The organism is Mycobacterium sp. (genome assembly GCF_046095365.1).
Classification (GTDB): Bacteria; Actinomycetota; Actinomycetes; order Mycobacteriales; family Mycobacteriaceae; genus Mycobacterium.
In genome coordinates, this window is sequence record NZ_JBJTJF010000202.1 from 1 (window position 1) to 19,497 (window position 19,497).

25 protein-coding genes and 1 pseudogene are annotated in these 19,497 nt (G+C 66.3%); 16 read left to right on the plus strand and 10 right to left on the minus strand.

Translation table 11 applies throughout. The features are described 5' to 3' along the window. From ACKOQ4_RS15505 to ACKOQ4_RS15535, 7 genes are all read left to right on the plus strand, one after another. On the plus strand, window positions 1-120 hold a 120-nt coding region (locus ACKOQ4_RS15505; protein WP_526293450.1), incomplete at its 5' end, for a hypothetical protein. Between the two features lie 124 nt (window positions 121-244). Then, entirely contained in the window at window positions 245-610 is a 366-nt protein-coding gene (locus tag ACKOQ4_RS15510; protein ID WP_526293404.1) for a type II toxin-antitoxin system PemK/MazF family toxin, read from the plus strand. Window positions 611-1,100: 490 nt separating this feature from the next. Then, window positions 1,101-1,370 carry a hypothetical protein gene (locus tag ACKOQ4_RS15515; protein ID WP_526293406.1) on the plus strand — a complete coding sequence of 90 codons (270 nt, stop codon included), beginning with the start codon at window positions 1,101-1,103 and terminating at the stop codon, window positions 1,368-1,370. Window positions 1,371-1,402: 32 nt separating this feature from the next. Beyond that, window positions 1,403-1,657: a type II toxin-antitoxin system Phd/YefM family antitoxin gene (locus ACKOQ4_RS15520; protein ID WP_526293408.1), complete on the plus strand. Its 255-nt coding sequence runs from the start codon at window positions 1,403-1,405 to the stop codon at window positions 1,655-1,657. Beyond that, on the plus strand, window positions 1,635-2,072 hold the full coding sequence (locus tag ACKOQ4_RS15525) for a type II toxin-antitoxin system VapC family toxin (protein ID WP_526293410.1): 438 nt from the start codon (window positions 1,635-1,637) through the stop codon (window positions 2,070-2,072). The genes ACKOQ4_RS15520 and ACKOQ4_RS15525 overlap by 23 nt, the downstream gene beginning before the upstream one ends. 179 nt (window positions 2,073-2,251) lie before the next feature. Beyond that, the gene (locus ACKOQ4_RS15530) at window positions 2,252-2,485 is read left to right on the plus strand and encodes a hypothetical protein (protein ID WP_526293412.1); all 234 of its coding nucleotides are present in this window, start codon (window positions 2,252-2,254) and stop codon (window positions 2,483-2,485) included. Continuing rightward, the gene (locus ACKOQ4_RS15535) at window positions 2,475-2,786 is read left to right on the plus strand and encodes a type II toxin-antitoxin system PemK/MazF family toxin (RefSeq protein ID WP_526293414.1); all 312 of its coding nucleotides are present in this window, start codon (window positions 2,475-2,477) and stop codon (window positions 2,784-2,786) included. Before ACKOQ4_RS15530 ends, ACKOQ4_RS15535 begins: the two co-directional genes overlap by 11 nt. A gap of 76 nt (window positions 2,787-2,862) precedes the next feature. On the opposite strand, the gene ACKOQ4_RS15540 is transcribed toward ACKOQ4_RS15535, so the two are convergent. After that, entirely contained in the window at window positions 2,863-3,666 is an 804-nt protein-coding gene (locus ACKOQ4_RS15540) for an SDR family NAD(P)-dependent oxidoreductase (RefSeq protein ID WP_526293416.1), read from the minus strand. A 263-nt stretch (window positions 3,667-3,929) separates the two neighbouring features. Here ACKOQ4_RS15540 and vapB point away from each other — a divergent pair, with 263 nt between their 5' ends. Continuing rightward, on the plus strand, window positions 3,930-4,151 hold the full coding sequence (gene vapB / locus ACKOQ4_RS15545; RefSeq protein WP_526293418.1) for a type II toxin-antitoxin system VapB family antitoxin: 222 nt from the start codon (window positions 3,930-3,932) through the stop codon (window positions 4,149-4,151). 47 nt (window positions 4,152-4,198) lie between these two features. Continuing rightward, window positions 4,199-4,570: a PIN domain nuclease gene (locus ACKOQ4_RS15550; protein WP_526293452.1), complete on the plus strand. Its 372-nt coding sequence runs from the start codon at window positions 4,199-4,201 to the stop codon at window positions 4,568-4,570. Window positions 4,571-4,743: 173 nt separating this feature from the next. Here ACKOQ4_RS15550 and ACKOQ4_RS15555 read toward each other — a convergent pair whose 3' ends face one another. The 5 genes from ACKOQ4_RS15555 to ACKOQ4_RS15575 form a co-directional block, all read right to left on the minus strand. Beyond that, window positions 4,744-6,246: a tripartite tricarboxylate transporter permease gene (locus ACKOQ4_RS15555; protein WP_526293420.1), complete on the minus strand. Its 1,503-nt coding sequence runs from the start codon at window positions 6,244-6,246 to the stop codon at window positions 4,744-4,746. A gap of 3 nt (window positions 6,247-6,249) precedes the next feature. Further along, a complete protein-coding gene (locus ACKOQ4_RS15560) occupies window positions 6,250-6,759 on the minus strand; it encodes a tripartite tricarboxylate transporter TctB family protein (protein ID WP_526293422.1) in 510 nt (169 codons plus the stop codon). Further along, the gene (locus tag ACKOQ4_RS15565; RefSeq protein WP_526293424.1) at window positions 6,756-7,790 is read right to left on the minus strand and encodes a tripartite tricarboxylate transporter substrate-binding protein; all 1,035 of its coding nucleotides are present in this window, start codon (window positions 7,788-7,790) and stop codon (window positions 6,756-6,758) included. Before ACKOQ4_RS15565 ends, ACKOQ4_RS15560 begins: the two co-directional genes overlap by 4 nt. Before the next feature lie 116 nt (window positions 7,791-7,906). After that, complete coding sequence (locus ACKOQ4_RS15570; RefSeq protein ID WP_526293426.1) at window positions 7,907-8,275, minus strand: hypothetical protein; 369 nt, start codon at window positions 8,273-8,275, stop codon at window positions 7,907-7,909. A 159-nt stretch (window positions 8,276-8,434) separates the two neighbouring features. After that, complete coding sequence (locus tag ACKOQ4_RS15575; protein WP_526293428.1) at window positions 8,435-8,869, minus strand: nitroreductase/quinone reductase family protein; 435 nt, start codon at window positions 8,867-8,869, stop codon at window positions 8,435-8,437. 198 nt (window positions 8,870-9,067) lie between these two features. Between ACKOQ4_RS15575 and ACKOQ4_RS15580 the strand changes: the two genes are divergently transcribed. Continuing rightward, on the plus strand, window positions 9,068-9,388 hold the full coding sequence (locus ACKOQ4_RS15580) for a hypothetical protein (RefSeq protein WP_526293430.1): 321 nt from the start codon (window positions 9,068-9,070) through the stop codon (window positions 9,386-9,388). 111 nt (window positions 9,389-9,499) lie between these two features. Here ACKOQ4_RS15580 and ACKOQ4_RS15585 read toward each other — a convergent pair whose 3' ends face one another. The 4 genes from ACKOQ4_RS15585 to ACKOQ4_RS15600 all read right to left on the minus strand — a co-directional run bounded on the left by ACKOQ4_RS15585 (window position 9,500) and on the right by ACKOQ4_RS15600 (window position 12,799). Continuing rightward, window positions 9,500-9,901 (minus strand): hypothetical protein, encoded by a 402-nt coding sequence (locus tag ACKOQ4_RS15585; RefSeq protein ID WP_526293432.1) that lies wholly within the window; start codon window positions 9,899-9,901, stop codon window positions 9,500-9,502. A gap of 70 nt (window positions 9,902-9,971) precedes the next feature. Next, a complete protein-coding gene (locus tag ACKOQ4_RS15590; protein WP_526293434.1) occupies window positions 9,972-11,327 on the minus strand; it encodes a cytochrome P450 in 1,356 nt (451 codons plus the stop codon). Beyond that, window positions 11,324-12,331: a PE-PPE domain-containing protein gene (locus ACKOQ4_RS15595; RefSeq protein ID WP_526293436.1), complete on the minus strand. Its 1,008-nt coding sequence runs from the start codon at window positions 12,329-12,331 to the stop codon at window positions 11,324-11,326. Before ACKOQ4_RS15595 ends, ACKOQ4_RS15590 begins: the two co-directional genes overlap by 4 nt. A 207-nt stretch (window positions 12,332-12,538) precedes the next feature. Then, window positions 12,539-12,799: a hypothetical protein gene (locus ACKOQ4_RS15600; protein ID WP_526293438.1), complete on the minus strand. Its 261-nt coding sequence runs from the start codon at window positions 12,797-12,799 to the stop codon at window positions 12,539-12,541. 63 nt (window positions 12,800-12,862) lie between these two features. Between ACKOQ4_RS15600 and ACKOQ4_RS15605 the strand changes: the two are divergent. The 6 genes and pseudogenes from ACKOQ4_RS15605 to galK all read left to right on the plus strand — a co-directional run. Further along, window positions 12,863-13,524, plus strand: a pseudogene (locus ACKOQ4_RS15605) (aldolase/citrate lyase family protein). 115 nt (window positions 13,525-13,639) lie between these two features. Then, on the plus strand, window positions 13,640-15,361 hold the full coding sequence (locus ACKOQ4_RS15610; protein ID WP_526293440.1) for a sodium:solute symporter family protein: 1,722 nt from the start codon (window positions 13,640-13,642) through the stop codon (window positions 15,359-15,361). 29 nt (window positions 15,362-15,390) lie between these two features. After that, window positions 15,391-15,666, plus strand: a complete 276-nt coding sequence (locus ACKOQ4_RS15615) for a hypothetical protein (protein WP_526293442.1) — start codon at window positions 15,391-15,393, stop codon at window positions 15,664-15,666. Window positions 15,667-15,699: 33 nt separating this feature from the next. Further along, the gene (locus ACKOQ4_RS15620; protein ID WP_526293444.1) at window positions 15,700-16,524 is read left to right on the plus strand and encodes an aldose 1-epimerase; all 825 of its coding nucleotides are present in this window, start codon (window positions 15,700-15,702) and stop codon (window positions 16,522-16,524) included. Between the two features lie 4 nt (window positions 16,525-16,528). After that, window positions 16,529-18,499, plus strand: a complete 1,971-nt coding sequence (locus ACKOQ4_RS15625) for a beta-galactosidase (RefSeq protein ID WP_526293446.1) — start codon at window positions 16,529-16,531, stop codon at window positions 18,497-18,499. A gap of 26 nt (window positions 18,500-18,525) precedes the next feature. Further along, the coding region (galK, locus tag ACKOQ4_RS15630) for a galactokinase (RefSeq protein WP_526293448.1) at window positions 18,526-19,497 on the plus strand (972 nt) is incomplete at its 3' end.

Sequence of the window (19,497 nt, forward strand, 5' to 3'; positions counted from 1 at the left end):
GACCCCCGCGGTGGCGAGGCGGATCTCATTGTGGCGAAACACCGTAACGGCCCGACGCGTACGGTGACCGTCGCGCATCAGTTGCATTTGTCGCGGTTTACCAATATGGCTAGGCAGTAGCGCTGCGTTGTAGGTTCGCGATTTTGACTTCATAATCCCAGTTTTGGTTTCATACGCGCTTCATTTGTGAAACGAAATCGGGACGGCCGGTTGCATTTGCACGGTTTGGGGTGACCGTGATGATATGGCCGGCCTCTTGGTGGACTGCTTCTTCTTCTCTGCTGCTGTTGTTGTGCTGGGAGCGCCGTCCGGCAGCCGGCCAGCCAAGAGCCGGCCCGTGCTGGTGATCCAATCCGACCCGTACAACGCCAGCCGACTTGCAACCGTGCTTACCGCGGTGATCACCTCGAACACAGCCTTCGAGGCGATGCCGGGCAACGTGTTTCTACCCGCCGGAGCAACGGGACTCTCGCGCGATTCAGTTGTCAATGTCACGGCACTCGTCACGCTCAACAAGACAGACCTGTCGGATCGCATCGGCAACGTACCGGCCAATATCATGGACGAAGTCGATCGGGGACTGCGGCGCGTATTGGATCTTTGGCGCTGATATCTACATGCCCTGCGCTAGAACGGAACTCGGAATAGTTACAAAACAGGAGTGATGACCGCATTCGCGCGTACCCCGATGATTTGGCCCGAGTGACCGAGTCGCCCGGGTGACGGAGTCGCGTCACGTGACAAATCAAACCCTGCAGGCGGCTGCGCAACACCGTGCGCCGAAGAGGAATCCCCATCTCGCCATGGGGGGTCCGGTAGGAAATGACATCGTTCATGAGACAAATTGGCGAGGACACGATCGACATCCGGCAACATCGGCATCTCGCGTGATAAGCGGGCTAGCTCGTCCGTGGGGACAATATCGTGCCATGATGGCGGTCCACACAAGGTCTCGTCAGCGAAGGGAGTCGTGTGTGATGAGGTTAGTTCGGCGCATGTTCATCGGTCTCATTGCGGTGGGTCCGGTAGTCGCTTTTGCCACTGCTCTACTGCCCGGAGCAGCTTCGGCTGATGAACTGCAGTGCGCGGACGGTCTTGCGATGAACCAGACCGACCAGTGCGTCCCCTTCGACGACAACAAAGTCGGCGAATGTCCGGTTGACGCGATCCTGATCGCTGGCGTTTGCACCTACAAGGACGCCGTGGCGGGCACAGGGGCCGACAGAACGGAAGCCCCCCCATCACAGCCCGCCGCAGGTCCGGCCAACATTTGCGAGGCCGGCATGATGATGGCCCCGTCCGGCCAGTGCGTTCCCCTTGGGGTCAACCTCGATGGCTCACCAACGGATCTTAATGACGCGATCAACTAGTCCGATTGGTCAGATAGCTATATCCACGGGTTATGAGGACCGTGTCGAGCACTGAGGCGAAGGCCCAGCTCAACGCGCTGCTCGCGGAGGTCGAGCGCACCGGTTCGCCGGTGACGATCACCAGCCGGGGCCGGCCGGTGGCCGTTCTCTCGCCCCTGCAGCCGCGGCCGCGGTCCTTTGGGCAGCTTCCGAACATGGTGATCGGTGCCGATTTCGACGAGCCGCTGCCGGCATCGGAACTGGTCGCGTGGGAGGGAGCCACCGGTGGCGGACACGCCGGCGGGTGACGAGCCCACGCCGCTGGTTGTTCACAAGGCGATCCTTCTGGATACCCCCACGCTGCTGTGGCTGGTGAGTGTGCCCGGTGAGGTGTCGGCCCGTGCCCGCGAGGTGATCAGCGACCCCGCCCGCAACGTCGCCGTCTCAGCCGCCACGGCCTGGGAGATCGCGATCAAGACCCGCCTCGGGCGACTCGATGGGGAGCCGCTGCTCTCGGCGTGGCCGGAGATCATCGCCGCGATGGGCCTGACCGAACTGGCGATCGAAGGTGCCGACGCGATCGTCGCCGGCCGGCTGCGGTGGGATCTTCGCGACCCGTTCGACCGGATGATCGTGGCCCAAGCCGCGCGGCGCGGCCTGACCATCGCCACCCGTGACGCGGAGATCCTCAGTGCCGCGTTGACGCCGACTCTGAAGGTCTGACGAGCACGGGTCGCCGGGGTTTCCGCGGCCTGTGTACAGGCCCGCCTTTGCAACCAAGATTGACAAGCCCTTGAGGCGCGTCGGGAACAATGGCAAAACTGCGCAACCGTTGCTGCTTGACGGGCTAGGGCGGTGCGGAAATTCTGATGTGTCTTACGGAGCGTCGTACACTGGTTCTTATGGCTGACACGATTACATTCCGCCCGGATGAGGACACTTCGAGGGCGCTGGAGGTTTTGACCAGGGACGGCTCGCCCGTGTCCGCGGTCGTTCGGGCCGCCCTTATCGATGCCGCGCGGCGGAAGGCTGGTGCTGCGATTCGCGCCGAGGCGGAGAGCCTTGCTGCAGATGAGTGGGACCGCGCGGAGTCGATGCAAGTATTGCGTGATATGGAGACGTTGCGTGCGTGGTGAGGTCTTTGAGTTGCACGCGCCGCGGAGGATGCGTGGTCATGAGCAATCCGGATCTCGCTATGCCGTCGTAGTCCAGTCGGATCAACTGCCGTTGTCGACTTGGCTGGTGGCACCGACGTCGACGTCGGCTCGTGCTGCGAGTTTTCGGCCTGAAGTGGACGTGGCTGGTACGAATACCCGGGTACTTGCTGAGCAGACGGCAGCGGTCGACCCGGGCAGGCTGGGAAAAAGCGTTGGTTTCCTAACCTTCGAGGAGCTGCGCCGAGTGGATGCGGCTCTGCGCATCGTTTTGGAACTCTGAGGGTTTTGAACGGGGGTTGTGCTAGGCCGCCAGCCTCGCCGAGGAGTACGTCGTGAGCCCAGCAAAGCGATTCGCTTCACCCTGTGCCGGTCAACCGCCGGATCGTGCCGAGCAGCAGCCACCGCGGCGTGTGCCGGCCGATCAGGCGGGTGACGGCGTTGGCCACGCCGGGGACGACGATCCCGGTGCCGCGCTCTACGCCGCGAACACCGGCCTCGGCGACCTCGGCCGGGTCCAGCCACATCGGCTTGGGTAGCGCCGATGCGCTTTCCTCCATGCCGGGCTCGTCCATGAACTCAGTTTTCACCGGCCCGGGGCACAGCGCCGTGGCAGTAACTCCGGTCCCGTGCAGCTCGGTGCCCAGCGCCTGAGTGAAGGAGAGCACGTACGCTTTCGTCGCCGCATAACCGGCCTGGCCGGGCATCGGTTGGAATGCGATCGTTGAGGCGACGTTGAGCACCGCTCCACGGCCGCGTTCCACCATGGGCGGGACGAACGCACTGCACAAGGCGGTGACCGCCTCGACGTTGACGCGGACCATGCCAACCTCGCGTTCGGGGTTGAGCTCGACGAACTTGCCCGCCGTGCCGTAACCCGCGTTGTTGACCAGCAGCTCGATCGTGAGACCGAGCTGGGCGACGCTCCCGGGCACCTCGGCGCGCGCTGCCGGGTCGCTGATGTCGCACCCGAGTACCTCGACCCGGACACCGAACTCGTCGGACAGTTCCGACGCCAGGCTTTCGAGCCGGTCGACGCGCCGAGCGAGCAGCACAAGGTTCTGGCCACGCTTGGCGAGCGCACGAGCGATCTCGAGCCCGATACCTGATGACGCTCCGGTGATCAAACAGGCCGACGCCGGTGATGGTTCGGGCAGGGCCATGGTCGCTCCGATCAGGTCGTACTCACCGCATGAGTTGTGTCAACAGTTACTCGGTCATCGCCAGCCGCAACCTAGTAACACCCGCCAGAGGGCAGCCAGTCAAGCCACCGCTCCGCGTGAGTTGGGCCGCTTGTCCTCCCGGCGGCACGCCGAGGTCCCGACTTTCCCGACTTCGGTCATGCAGCTGGCGACGGCGCATGGCGCCGATCTGCTGCCAAGCGGTTGTTGGGCAACGCCGCGATATCAGGTGATATCATCCACCTGTGAGCGACGTACTGATCCGCGACGTTCCCGACGACGTGCTCGCCGGGCTCGACGCGCACGCCGAGGCGCTGGGCTTGTCACGTGTCGAGTACATCCGCCGCCGGCTCGCCCAGGACGCGCGCTCCGCGCGGGTTCCCGTATCCCGTGACGATTTGCAGCGATTCGGGGTGACTGCGGCCGGGCTCACCGACGAGGGGCTTATGCGCGAGGCGTGGCAGTGAGCGAGCCGACATGGATTATCGACAAGTCGGCGCTGGCACGCCTCGCGATGTGCACTGATCCGGACCTGTGGAGCAACCGCATCCACCGTGGTTTGGTTCGCATCAGCAACGTAACCCGATTGGAAATCGGGTATTCAGCCCAGTCCGGCGACGTAGCCAGGCGCGAGTTCCGTTCGTCCCCTCTGGCGGCAATGCCTGTCGAATACCTGACTCCGAAGATTGAGGACCGCGCTCTGGAGGTTCAGATGCTGCTGGCCGACCGGGGGCAGCACCGCGGCCCGTCGATCCCCGACCTCATCATCGCGGCCAGTGCCGAACTCTCCGGCTTGCACGTCTTGCATGTCGACAAAGATTTCGACACCATCGCCGCGCTCACCGGCCAACCGATCACCCGGCTGGAGTTCATCGCTGACTCCTGAGAGTCCTCGCCGCCGACGTGCATCTCGGCCCCCGGGACGAACCCTTCACGATGCTCGGCGGAGTCTAGCTATGGCTGGGACTGCTCGTCGTCCTGGCCACTATCGCGCGCTACATCTGGAAGTTCATCCTGTGGCGTCGCGGCCTCAGCGGGATGGCCGCACGCCGACCCCGGTCACTCGTCGCTGAAGACGGCGTCGCGCTTCCGTCGTACTGCCGGCAGGATCGCGATGACCAGCGCGACCAGGGCGAGGGACAGCAGCACAGCCGAGATCGGCCTGGTCACGAACACGCTCAGGTCGCCCCGGGAGATGATCAACGCGCGCCGCAGGTTCTCCTCCAACAACGGCGCGAGGACGAAGCCGAACAGCAGTGGCACGGCCTCGCATCCCCAGCGGATCAGAAAGTAGCCGACCACACCGATGATCGCGACCACGTAAACGTCCCAGGGGTTCAGACCGAGCGAGAAGCAACCGATGGTGGCGAAGGCGATGATCGCCGGGAACAGCACTTCGGACGGAACCGAAATCAGCCGTACCCACAGGCCGATGAGCGGCAGGTTCAGCAGTACCAACAGCAGGTTGCCCACCCAGAACGACGCGATCAGGCCCCAGAACAGCGCCGGCTCATCGTTGATGACGTTGGGTCCGGGCGCGATCCCCTGGATGATGAACGCCCCGACGAGCAGCGCCATCACCGGGTGCACCGGCAGTCCCAACGTGAGCAGCGGAATGAAGGAGGTCTGCGCCGCGGCGTTGTTCGCCGACTCGGGCGAGGCAACGCCCTCGATGGCGCCCCGGCCGAAGTTCTCGGGGTGCTTCGACACCCGCTTCTCCACCGAGTACGACGTGAACGCCGCCAGGACGTGCCCACCGCCGGGCAGGACGCCGAGCGCCGAGCCAATCGCGGTGCCACGCAGCACCGGCATCCGGATCCGGCGGAAGTCTTCGCGGCTGAGCCACAGGCCCTGCACCTTCGTGCTCATCACGCTGTGGGTCTGACGGCGTTCCAGGTTGCGGATGATCTCTGCCAGGCCGAACAGGCCGACCGCAATCGAGACGAAGTCGAGTCCCTGGTAGAGCTCGCGGATGCCGAAGGTGAACCGAGGAACTCCGGTGGAGAAGAGGTCCTGGCCGACGGTGCCGAGCAGCAGCCCCAGCACGATCATCGCCAGCGCCTTCGCCGTCGAGCCGCTGGCGAGCGCGATGGAAACGACCAGGCCCAGAACGACGAGCGAGAAGTAGTCGGCCGGGCCGAACTTGAGCGCCACGGAGGCCATCGGCGGAGCGAACAGCGCGACGACGACGGTCGCGACGGTCCCGGCGAAGAAGGAGCCCAGCGCCGCAGTGGCGAGCGCCGGGCCGGCTCTGCCCTGTCGCGCCATCTGGTAGCCGTCCAGCGCGGTGACCGCGGCCGAGGACTCGCCCGGAAGGTTGATGAGAATCGCGGTCGTCGAGCCGCCGTACTGCGCGCCGTAGTAGATGCCGGCCAGCATGATCAGCGACGCGATCGGGTCGAGGGTGAAGGTGATCGGGAGCAGCAGCGCGACGGTGGCGGTTGGCCCGATGCCCGGGAGAACGCCGACCATGGTGCCGAGCGTGACGCCGAGCAGACAGATCAGGATGTTGCTCGGCAGGAGGGCCGTCTCGAGCCCCAGTGCCAGTCCGGAAAGATCCAAACTCTAGCCCCCGAGCCAGTCGCCCAACAGCGGCAGGCGCAACCGGAGCAACCCGATGAAGATGCCGAGACAGAGCAACGTCAGGCCGCCCGAGATGGCCAGTGCCTTCAGCGCACTCACGCCGCGGCATGCCAGCGCGGCGACGAACGTCGTCACCAACAGCGCCGGCGCGAGCCCGAGCCCCTCGACAGTCGCACCGAAGAACACGATCCCGGCGACGAGCATGCCTCCGCGCGCCCAGGGCACCGGTCCCCGCTCGTCCGCTGCCTCGCCGTCGTGCGGGTTGCCTCCGCGGAAGCCCTGCAGGGTGATGAACGCGCCCAGGATGGTGAGGATGACGCCGAGCGCGACCGGCAGATAGCCGGGTCCCATCGCCGGCGTCGACCCCATTCCGTACGTCCTGCCCCCGAGTGCGAAGGCCAGGCCGAGTACGACGAAGGTGCCGCCTGCCAGCATGTCGGGGACGCCCGGCCGGGGAGCCGCCGTCCCCGACGCAACCGGGTCCTCGCTCATCCGCCCTTGACCCCGGCGCCCTTGATGATCGGTGTCCACAGTTCGATCTGCTCGGTGAGTTTGGCCCGGTGGGCGCCGGGGGTCACCTGGTCCCCAGCCACCGGGGTGGTGCCGAGATCGGCCATCTTGTCGATGACCTTCGGGTCCGCGAGGGCGAACTTCAGGGCCTCGGTGAGCTTGGCGACGACTCCGTCGGGGGTCTCCGCCGGCACGTAGAGCCCGTGCCAGACGGCAACCTGGACCTCCGGAAGACCCGCCTCAGCGGTTGTCGGAAGGTCCGGAAGCGCCTCGACCCGCTTCGGGGTGGTCACCGCATAGGCCTTGATCGCCCCGGACCGGATCTGCCCCGCGGTGTTGGTCGTCTGGTCGCACATGAAGTCGACCTGGCCACCGACCAGATCCGTGAGCGCGGGGCCGGTGCCGTCGTACGGGACCTCGGTCAGGTCGGCGCCGATCGCCTGCTCGATCAGCAATCCGCACAGCTGGGAGCCGCCCCCGGCGTGGGCGAGGGTGAGGGTGTCGGCGTTGCTCTTGACGTAGGCGACCAGATCCTCCAGCGTCGTCGGGGGGAGGTCCTTACGGGCGACGATCGTCATCGGTACATCGGTGACCAGGCCTATCGGCTTGAAGTCCACCAGCGGGTCGTAGGGCAGGTCGGGGTAGAGCGCGGGTGCCGTGGACATGGCGATGTTGTGGACCAGCACCTCGTAGCCATCGGCCTTGGCGTCGGCAACCTGTCCGGCCGCGACGGTGCCGCCGGCGCCCGTAACGTTTTTGACCACGATCTGCTGGCCGAGCTTGTCGCCCATGGGCTCCGCGATCAGCCGGGTGACGGTGTCGGTCGGTCCACCGGCTGTGTAGGGCACCACGAAGGTGATCTCATGATCGGGGTACGCCGCTGGTTCGGAGTCCCGCCCCCCGCATGCGGCGAGATTGGTGACAGCCAGGGCGGCAACCCCGACGACAGCCCAGCCTGACGCGCGAAGGCGCGACCGCCGGCTTCGGCCTGAACCGGCGACGGAGGTGGTCATGGAAGCTCCTTCATCGGCTCTGAGGCAGGATCGGAGTGAGCCCTGGGTGACACTCTTGACCGTAGGACGATCTTAGGTACGCCCGGCCCGTACTGCTCGGCCCGCATACGGCGCGACTACGACTGACCCAAACTCGGCCGGTAGTCAGCCACCTCGGCCTCAGCGTCGAGCAACGCGCCCAACTCGCCCTCCTGCTGGGCCACAAACACACCGACCACCTGCCGGCACACCTCGGGCACGCTCACCCCACGCATGTCGGCAATACGTTTCAACCCGAGCAGCATCGAGGTGGAGACGTGAAACTGCACGGCGAACTGACCGCACGAACCATCCTCGGGTGCCAACCCCGGACCCACCACCACAGGATCATCGGCCCCGAATCCGTCTACCTCAGCACCGCGAGCCCTCGCAACGACTCCACCACTAGCGCCGCCAGCATGGCCACCGGCCGGGTCCTGGAACTCCGCATGGCTGAACAAACCCATTCCGCTCACGCTAGACCTCTGACTGAATCTCCGAAACCATCAGGTCAGCGGTGTCTTGTCGAACCGCCGTCGTCGGGAACGGTTGAGCGCGCTCTGTTCGGTGTAGCCGAGAAAGCCGGCCGCGCGTGTCCGCGCCCCCGGGTAGTACGGCCCGGCGTCTCAGCCGGCGCCGGCCGCGGGCGTCAGTCGCATCACCGGGATGGTCCAGTCAGCGCCGCTTCGTTTATCGTGCAGGGCGAACACGTGGTTGAGGCGGTCTGCCGCGAGGTGGTAGAGCCGGTCCCGGTCAGCGCCCCGGGCCTCGGTCGCCGTGAATGCACCACCCCTGGGACCGATCCGCAGCGCGCACTCGGGGTGTGCGCGCAGGTTGTGATACCAGCCGGGATAGCGGCCGCTGCCGTAGTTCGACGCGATGAGGACGACGTCGTCGCCGTCGGTGAAGTAGGCCAGCGGGACGTCGCGACGCTGTCCGGTCTTCGCCCCCGTCGTCGTCAGCACGACGATCGGCACGGCCGGGTTGAGTTTCAGTCGGCCACCGCTTGCTTCGACCACTCGGGCCTCCACCGGGGCGGCGTACTTCCGCCACAGTGCCAAAACGGGCTTACTGATGAATAACGGGCCGCCGCCGGCCAACCACCAGAGCCTCCGCCGCCACGGACCGCGGCTTTGCAGATCCACCCGGGGAATTCCGCTGATGGCCGCCCTGGTTGACATCGGCCACTCCTTCACTGGGGGCCTCAGACTAACCCGCCTCGGGCGTGCTGTCGGCGTCGAGTGGAGCAGACTGCACGGATGACCGACCTACCCGCCGCGCCTCCCGGAACGACATGGACCGGCGAATGGAACACCGACTACGGCGACCGCGTATACGGCACCGATCCCATAGCGATCGGCAACACCGCCGCATTGCTCACCGGTATCCAACACCGCACCGGAACCACTGTCAGCGGCGTCGCCCTACGCATCCGAGGCACCACCATCCCCGACCACCCACAGCCGGCGATCACCGCCGACCTCACGCCGACCCAGGCCCGGGACCTGGCCTACGCACTGAGCACATTCGCGGATCAGGCCGAAGCACTTGACGGAGTCGCGACCCGACCTCCGGTGTGACCGTGGAACGGCTTGGAAGCCGCAACACCAAACCGTCGCCGTGCGGGGAGGGCGTTCGACGACCCGCCCGGCGGCTATCAGGACGACTTCGGTCTCGCCGCCTGAGCTCCGCTAGAAAACAGGGGTGGGGATGTAGAGGAAGGGCGGGCTCGACGAGTTCGGATCCCAGGGATTCGGAGTGCACCCGTTGATGACCCAGCATCCGGGAAATATCGGCGGCGGCTCCGGCCAGGGCGGTGGCGGCGGTGTCGGGCTGGGAGGAGGCGGGGGCGGCGCGCCCGGAGGCAGTTCCGGGGGCAGGCCGGGAAACGGACGCACCGGCGGTGGGATCTGGGAACAGCCCGGGTTGCACATCCACCAGGTGGTGTCCGACTGCTGGAAGCACACCGAGTAGCCGTACCAGGGCATGCATGTCTTGGTGTCGTCGGCGTGGGCGGAGGCGGACCCGAATAGCGACATCGCGACACAGCTTGCGCCGACCACGGCTACCGGACGGCCCAGTGCTCTCCCCATGTCGCGACACCCTATTGCTCCCCCGGCCCGACGGGCGGGTTTCACACCACGGATGGGCTGCCGCAGGCGGTCAACGCCGCTGATGCAGCCGCGAAGCATCATCGGGGTCCCGCGCACCGCCTCGCCTCACCGACCCGACGCTGAGACGGGCGCCACGGCGGGGCACCAACGTGACGTGTTTGACCCGTGGACGTTCGCCGCCGTCCTGGACGGAATCGAAATCCACCCGGCAAAGCACCTCGCGCAACACAATCCGCATCTCGAGCATGGCGAACGCGGCACCCGGGCAGCGACGGTCTCCGCCACCGAACGGTATCCACGTGCCAGGCCTGACGCGATCGGAGGTGAACCTCTCTGGTGCGAACCGGGCCGGATCGGGAAACGACTCGGGGCTTGCGTGAACCAGTCCGATTGCGGGTGCAACGGTTACCCCCGGCGGTAGCGAGTAGCCGGCAAGTTCGACGGGGCGGTGAATCACCCGCGCGACAGTGAACACCACCGGGCGAATCCGCAGCGATTCCTTCAGAAGACCGTCAAGGTAGTCATCTCCGGACGGGTCGCCGGCGGCGCTGGCATGGGCCGCGCGCCGGGCTTCCGCCAGGACCATCGGATTCCTGACCAAACGCTCCAACGTCCACGACAGCGCGGCGGCGGTCGTGTCGTGCCCTGCAAGCAGAAGTGTCAGCAATTGGTCGCGCAGTTCGGCGTCGGTGCTGCCGGGCGCGGTGCGCACCAATACGGCCAGCGTGTCGGTTCGCGCGTCCAGGTCCGGGTCAGCGCGGCGCGCGGCGATCTCGGCCAGCAGAATGCGGTCGAGCACCTCGAAATCCCGATGGACCGACCTCCATGGGAGTCGTTGTCGCAGAGCGGGATACGCCACCGCCAGTGTCGCGAAAGGATGCATGTTCAGGATCCTCGGTATCACCTCGCGCAATTGCGTGAGACGCGCCGGGTTGGTGGCACCGACCACAGCGCGCAGGATGACCTCCAGCGTGATCTGCTCCATTCGTTGCGCCACCGGAAAGGGGCGAGCAATCGGCCAACCGGAGACGTTCGTGGCGGTCACGTCACTGATCATGTCGGTGTGCCGGGCGACGGCGTCGCGCCCCAGGGCGAGCAGCAGCAACCGGCGCCATTCCCGATGCGGTTCGCCGTCAAGCACGAGCAGGGAGTTGTCACCCAGCAGCCCCCGTAACACCGCGTTCGCCTCACCCGCGCGGTAGGAGAGGTCGTCGCCGGTGAACACCTCCTTGATGTCACCGGGGTCGGCCAGGAACACCACGGGGCCGAGGGACGTCACTGAGAGGGTGAACGTCGTGCCGTAGCGGCGTTCACATGCGGCCAGGAAACGCGGCCAGAAAAAACGCAGCAGAGCGGATTGGACAAGCGTCGGCAGCCGTGGACCGGGTGGTAGCGGTGCCTTCACGATCCCGGGGCGGTCGCGGGTTTCGCTGCGCCCAGTGATGCGAGTGCCGGGATGCCGTCGAACATTTCCGGATGCTCCAGAAGAACAGGCAGCAGCTTTTCGACCAGTTGGTCTTTGTCGTCGTTCACGGCTGATGCGAACGTCGGCGCTGCGGCACTGATGAACTGATCCACCACCCACGGCGGCAGCGGATAGGCACCTTGAGGTTGGTTCGGGTCGCGAGGTGCCTGCGTCGGTGCTGGATTACCCGCGTTGCCCGGTAACACCACACGGGTGACGTTGCCGTCGTGGCTCACCGGATAGGACGGATTGGCCAGATCAATATCCGGGTTGAAATATCCCAGATGGGAGTTAGCGGTGGCGACCACGCTCTTGAGCGCCTCGATGGGATGCGCCAGCGGATCGGCGACTGAGTTTGCGAGGCTGTCGTTGCGCTCAGTGACGACGGTCTTTCGGTATTTGGTCGGCGTGGATGGCCGAACGGTGTAGCCGATCGACGGTAGATAGGTACCCGGGGGAACCATCTGCTCGAGTCCGTCATTGATGTTGCCCACCGTGATCAACGACAGTTCGTCGGCCGGCGGTCCGTTCGGATCGGTGTTCAGGCGCGCCGCCGCCTCTTCCACAACGGGGGCTCCGGCCGAATACCCGACGGCTATCTTCGGACCCGGCGTCTGCAGGATCTGCTGAACCAGCCGATCGGCCGCAGCGGCAACCGACGCGTCCAGAGGTTGCGGGTTATTCGGTGTCAACACACCCGCGGCGCCGCTGAACGGCACAACGAGGCACTGGTTGCCGCTACCGCCCTTGCACAGCGAACCACCGAGGATCGCCGGCATGTAGACGCCGTTCTCGGCACCGGGAAAGGCTTGGACGTCGGCCCCGCCGACCATCAGGACCGTGTCGGCGTTCGCCGGCGCCGAAGCGCACAACGCGAAAACAGCAAATAACGCCGAAGCCCCGAGAGCACCCAGGCCAGCGAACCGGACGCCAGCTGTACTCATCTTTCCCCCTGTAGAGGCGCTTTCCGGGTGCCGTGTTCAGTCGTGGCCGGCTGGTCGTGGCTAACGCTAACACGAACGGATTTGATCCCGAGCCAACTGCCGCCATTGATGCCGAGGCTAGGGCCGGTCCAGGTGTCCATGCGGGAGACATGGCGACGTCTCGTGCCCGCGCGCACGATTCCGCAGTCCGCGTCCGGAGCTCGACGCCTAGAGCTGACCCAGCGGGCGGCACACGTTCGACAACGCGTTCCAGTACTCACCGGGCGCACAGTCTTGCGCCGGCTGCGGCGTCTGGCAGGTGTTGGTGATCGGGTCCCAGAATTGGCCATTGACGCAATTCAGCGGGTCTGCCGATCCGATCCCGGCGCTGAGCAGCGACACGGCGGTAACGGGAGCGGCCGCGAGAACGGCGATGGCGCAACGGCGAAACAGATTTGGCATGGGTTGATTCTGCCAGCGCCCGATCAACGGGCCGAGCGCAATCAACCAGACTGTCCGGGTGCGACGCGCTCAAACATCTAGCCTGGCTCAATGGTGGTGAACTCGCAGGTCTCGCGCTCCTGGCTCCTCGTCAACCCCTCCCGGGAGCCTGACCTCGATGCGGTGCTGACGCATACCAAGTCCGACGAAGTGTTTCTGGACCTGGAAGACGCGGTGGCTCCGAACGAGAAGGAGGCAGCCCGCGACCGGGTCGTGGACTTCCTCGGCTCCGGAGCCCGGGCATGGGTGTCGGGTTCAACGACGCGTCAAGCGAATTCTGGTCCCCGGATTGCCGGGCCCTGGCTGATTGCCACGGCATGAAGGGCACGGCATGAAGGGCGTTGTGCCGGCCAAGACCGAAGGCGGCAATCACATGTGGGACACCGCGAACCATCGCCGCGGCACGGCCGTGCTTCCGAATCGCTTTAGGAACGGACCCGATCGACGGGCCGACCCGCGACCCCGACCAATTGGCGGAGGGCGTGGCGCTGACCCGGCGGATGGGTATGACGGGCAAGCTCGCGCTGCGTTCGTCTGACGCCGAGACCATCAATATCGGGCTGAGCCCGTCGGATTCGGACATCAGCTGGGCGCAGGAGTTCGTCGGGCAGTTCAGCAGCCGTGGCGGGAAGCCGAAGGACGGCAGTGACTTACCGCGATTGAACCGCGCCAGGACCATCCTGGAGAAGGCCGGGCAACTCGGATTGGTGTGACGGGCCGTCCCGTGGAGGCCTGAGCAGCTATGCGGATCGCCTTCGGTTTCCCGCGACCGCAGCTAGGGTGAGCGCGACGGAGCAAACAGTCGTTTTCGCCTGCCCGAGGAGTCTCATGCGTCCTTCAAGCGGTGCTCTCATCGATTCCAGCGCGGTCGACTACATCATGGTCGCCCTGTATTTCGCTTTCGTCCTCGGTATCGGAGCGGTGCTGCGTCGTTCGGTCTCGGGTTCCATGGACTTCTTCCTGTCCGGGCGCTCGCTTCCGGCGTGGGTGACCGGTCTGGCGTTCATCTCGGCCAACCTCGGCGCCGTCGAAGTCATGGGCATGTCGGCCACCGGCGCTCAAATCGGGGTCGCGACGGTGCACTACTTCTGGGTCGGGGCGATTCCCGCCATGCTGTTCCTCGGCGTCGTCATGATGCCGTTCTACTACGGCTCGAAAGTCCGGTCGGTCCCGGAGTTCATGCTGCGGCGCTTCGGCACCGGAGCCCATCTGGTCAACGCACTGTCCTTCGCGGTGGCGCAGTTGCTGGTCGCCGGGGTGAACCTCTACCTGCTGGCCACGATCATCAACGCCCTTCTCGGCTGGCCGCAGTGGGTGGCCCTGCTGGTGTCGGCGGCCATCGTGCTCTCCTACATCACGCTGGGCGGGCTGTCCGCCGCCATCTACAACGAGGTCCTGCAGTTCTTCGTGATCGTCTCGGCGCTGGTGCCGCTGACCATCCTCGGCCTCAACCGGGTGGGCGGTTACTCCGGCCTGAAAGAGAAGATCACCTCCGCGGCGGCCGCCAACCCTAAAATCACTCCCGCCGAAGAGCAACTGCACTCCTGGCCGGGTAACGCACTGTCCGGCTTCGACTCCAACATCCTCTCGGTGGTCGGCATCGTGTTCGGACTGGGATTCGTGCTGTCCTTCGGCTACTGGACCACCAATTTCGTTGAGGTCCAGCGTGCCATGGCTTCGGAGTCCATGTCGGCCGCGCGCAAGACCCCGATCATCGGCTCATTCCCAAAGATGTTGGTGCCCTTCATCGTCATCCTGCCGGGAATGATCGCCGCCGTCCTGGTGCCCGAGATCGCAGCGCTGAAGAACGGCGGCACGCCATCGGGGGGCGCCTCCGGCAAGGGCGTCACCTACAACGACTCCCTGCTGCTGCTCATGCGCGACGTGCTGCCCAACGGCCTGCTCGGACTGGCCATCGCCGGCCTGCTCGCCGCCTTCATGGCCGGCATGGCGGCCAACGTCTCCGCGTTCAACACGGTGTTCAGTTTCGACCTCTGGCAGCGCTACGTCGTCAAGGACAAGCCCGACCACTACTACCTGTCGGTCGGCCGCGTCGCCACGGCCGCCGCGACCATCATCGCCATCTTCACCGCGACGATCGCCGGCAGCTTCAGCAACATCATGGACTACATCCAGACGCTCTTCGGCTTCTTCAATGCGCCGCTGTTCGCCACCTTCATCCTGGGCATGTTCTGGAAGCGGATGACCGCGACGGCCGGCTGGGTGGGCCTTGTCGCCGGCACGCTGGCCGCCATCACCGTGTGGGTGCTGGGCAATCCCAACCTCGTCGGCGTCTTCCAGCTTCCCGGGCAGGGACTGGCATTCGTGGCCGCCAGTACGGCGTTCGTCGTGGACGTGATCGTGAGCGTGATCGTCTCGATGTTCACCGAGCCGAAACCGGATTCCGAACTGCGGGGCCTGGTCTACTCCGAAACACCGAAAGAGGAACTCCGCGATCCGCAGGAGGCCACGATGCCGTGGTACCGGCGGACCGTCCCGCTGGCCTGTGTGTCCCTGGCCCTGGTCGTCGTCCTGAACATCCTCATCTGAGAAACGCCGTCATCCGAGAAAGGGCTGGCATGTCAACGCAGAATCAGCAGGCGACCCGCGCCACCGCAGCATTGGACATCCGCAACTTCATCGGCACCCTGCTGGGGTTGTACGGGCTCATCCTGACCGCTACGGGCCTCTTCGGAGACGCCGAACTGCAGAAGACGGGCGGAGTCAACGCCAACCTCTGGGCAGGGATCTTTCTGCTGATCGTCTCGGCGATCTTCCTGGGGTGGGCCAGACTCCGGCCGGTCACCGTGGTGCACCACACCGACCACGACGAGGCCCCGCGGCCGGGGCACTGATGCCTCATCGGATGTGATCGGACGGGGGCCGGGATGACTGTGGGACTCGCCGCCGGCCGCGCGAGCGCAGTTGTGGATCCGCAGTGCGGCGGCCGGCTGAGTTCGCTGCAGGTGGCGGGCCGGGAACTGCTGGCCGACAGTGGCCGCAGCGTCGTCGAGCACGGTTCGTTCGTCATGGCGCCGTGGGCCGGTCGGATCCGCGACGGGGCACTGCACCTGCAGGGCCGGACCTACCGGCTGCCGACCGACCGCACCCACCCGCACGCCGGGCACGGGCTGGTCATGGACCGGCCGTGGCAGGTGCTCGACGCCGGCGACGACCGAGTGGTCCTGCGCCGCGACCTCGACGACCGGTGGCCGTTCGCGGGCCACGTGCTCCAGCAGATCGTCCTGCGCCCCGACGCGCTGGCGCAACGGGTCGAAGTGCACGCCGACGACCGGCCGTTTCCGGTGACCATCGGATGGCACCCCTGGTTTCCCCGCACCATCGGTGACGGGCCCCCCGCCCGGCTCGCCTTCGACGCCGACGGCATGCTGCGCCGCGATGCCGCCGGAATCCCGGACGGCGCCGTCGTCCCGGTTCCCGACGGGCCGTGGGACGACTGCTTCACCGGCGTGCGCTGGCCGGCGGTCATCACCTGGCCGGGTCAGTTGCGGCTCCGGATCACCGCCGACACCGACTATCTGGTGGTCTACGACGAGCGGGCCGACGCATTCTGCGTGGAGCCCCAGTCCGGTCCGCCCGACGGCCCCAACACCGGACCTGTCCTGGCGAGCCCCGGTGCCGCCGTGACCGCCGAGACGCTATGGGCCTGGGAATCGCACGCGGCGGGGCAGGCCCACGAGGGAACGGGATAAGGCCATGGCACCGGATTCGCCGACGACCTACTTCGGGGTGGACTATTACCCGGAGCACTGGCCGGAGTCGATGATGGACTCCGACATGGACCGCATTGCGGCCATGGGCGCCAACATCATTCGCATCGGTGAGTTCGCGTGGCACATGATGGAACCCGTCGACGGGCAGTTCGACTTCTCCTTCTGGGACGACGTGGTGGCGCGGGCCGCCGGACGCGGGCTGGCGATCATGTTCGGAACGCCGACCGCCACCTTTCCCGCCTGGCTTGCCAAGGCACATCCGGAGATCCTGGGGGTGAGCCAGGACGGGCGCGCCCGCGGCTTCGGCGGTCGCCGCCAGTACAGCTTCAATTCCGTTGTCTACCAGCGATACTGCACCCGACTGGTGACGCGGCTCGTCAGTCACTTCGCCGACGAGCCGGCGATCAAGTTCTGGCAGGTGGACAACGAATGGGCCCATGAAGGCTCCGACGACGACTACTGCCCGGCATCGCATGCGGACTTCCTGGCCTTCCTGGAGCGCAAGTACGGGACCATCGACGTCCTCAACGAGGCCTGGGGGACCATCTTCTGGGGCCAGACCTACAACGGCTTCGACGAGATCCCGATGCCGGTCCACACCGTGACCACCCACAACCCGGCACTGAAGCTCGACTGGGCCCGGCACCGTTCGCACTCGATCAACAGCTTCGCCGCGCAACAGGTTGCGGTCATCCGGGACCACATGGGGGCCCACCAGCAGGTGACCCACGATTACGCCGGCGGATTCTTCAACCGGTTCATGGACCATGCCGAGAACGCGGAATCGCTGGACTTCGTCAGCTACAACAACTACCCGGTGTGGGGTGGCCTGAAGGAACCGGTGGAGGCCGGGCAGATCGCGTTCACCCTCGACCTCGCACGCGGCCTGCGCCAGCAGAACTTCTGGATCACCGAGCAGATCATGGGCGCGCAGGGCCACGACATCATCGGCTACCTGCCGCGCCCGGAGCAGGCCAAGATGTGGGGCTACCAGGCGTTCGCCCACGGCTGCCGCGGCATGCTGTGGTTCCGGTGGCGCGGCATGACCCGCGGCGCCGAACAGTACTGCTTCGGCATCATCGACCACGACAACCAGGCCCGCCGCAAGTACGACGAGGTGAAGCGCACCATCGCCGAACTGTCGGACTACGGCAACGTGTTCGACACCCCGATCGAGGCGAAGGTCGCCGTGCTCTACGACTGCGACAACGTGTGGAGTTGGCGCGCCCAGCCACAGAGCATCATGTTCGACTTCGTCACCGAAGCCATGCGGCTGTACCGGCCGTTCTACCGGCTGAACCTGGCGATCGACGCCATCCCGGCCGGCCGCGACCTGAGCGCCTACCGGGTGGTGGCACTGCCCGTCATGCAGATCATCGACGATGAGCTCGCGGCGCAACTGCGCGACTTCGTGACAGCAGGCGGCACTCTGATCTGTTCCTTCCGGGCCGGCACCAAAGACCGCAACAACAACCTGCGCCTCGGTGTCCCGCTGCCCGGTCCGATCCGCGATCTGTGCGGCATCACCATCGACGTCGTGGAATCGCTGCAACCGGACCAGACCGTCCCGATCGCCGGAGTCGGCGACTACCAGGGGATCCCGGGTTCGTGCGACGTGTGGCGCGACCTGGCGACCAGCGACGGCGCCGAGGTCCTGTTCCGCTTCGACGACCCGTTGTTCCGTGATCGGGCGGCGATCAGCCGCAACCGCGTCGGCGCCGGCCAGGTCATCTACGTGGCCGGCGGGTTGGATGCCGAAACGCTCGACCGGGTGATCGGGGATCTGGTCACCGAGGCGGGACTTCCGGGATTCCGCACTCCGGACGGACTCGAGTGGTACGAGCGCTCGGGTCCGGAGGGACGAATTGCCCTTGCGCTCAACCATTCCCACCATTCGGTCAGCTTCTGGGGATGCGACCTGGGGCCGTACGAGTCGCGCGTCGTGCGGCTCTAGGGATCCCTCGGAGAGAAGAGGCAGACATGCGATTGTTCCAGGCACCGGGCCGGGCGAATCTCATCGGCGACCACATCGACTACATGGGCGGCCTCGTCCTGCCGATGGCCATCGACCGCGGCACCTGGCTGTGGGTCGACGGCCGGGACGACAGCCTGATCCGCGGCAGCTCGGTGAACTTCCCCGAGTCCGGGACGATCGAGGTCGATATCAACGACTCGGCCTACGACAAATCCCGGGGCTGGACGAACTATCTGGTGGCCATGGCCTACGCCCTGCGCAAACGCGGCGCGAGGATTCCGCACGGATTCGACGTCCGGGTGCGCGGCGACATTCCCAACGGTGCGGGTCTGAGCTCGTCGGCATCCATCGAGCTGGCGTTCGGTGTGGCGCTGAACAACTGGTTCGACCTCGGATTCACACCCACCGAACTGGCGCAGGCCGGGCAGATCGCCGAGAACGAGTTCATCGGGGTGTCCAGCGGAATCATGGACCAGCTCGTCATCGCCAACGGCCGGCGCGGCTACGCGCTGGCGATGGACTGCCAGACTCTCGACGTCTCGCCGGTGCCGATGCCGAGAGACGATGTGATCATCGTGGCCGATTCGGGGAAGCGCCGGGGGCTGGTGGAAAGCGCCTACAACGAGCGGCGCGCCGCGGCCGAACAGGCCGAGCGCGAGCTCGCAGGCCCCCGGCTCGTCGACATCGCGCCGGCGGATCTCGATGCGGCGCTGGCCAGGCTCGAAGCGGCTCTGCGCAGCCCCGCCCGGCTCGTGGCGACCGAGCTGCACCGCGTTCTGGACGCGGTCGCGGCGCTGAAGGCCGGCGACGACGTGCGGATGGGCCAACTCATGCGGCAGTCGCACGAATCGCTGCGCGACGACTATCGGGTCAGCGGCCCGGAACTCGACGCGCTGGCAGCCGCCGCATGGGAGGCGCCGGGCTGCCTCGGCGCCCGGATGACCGGGGCCGGATTCGGCGGCTGCACGGTGAACCTG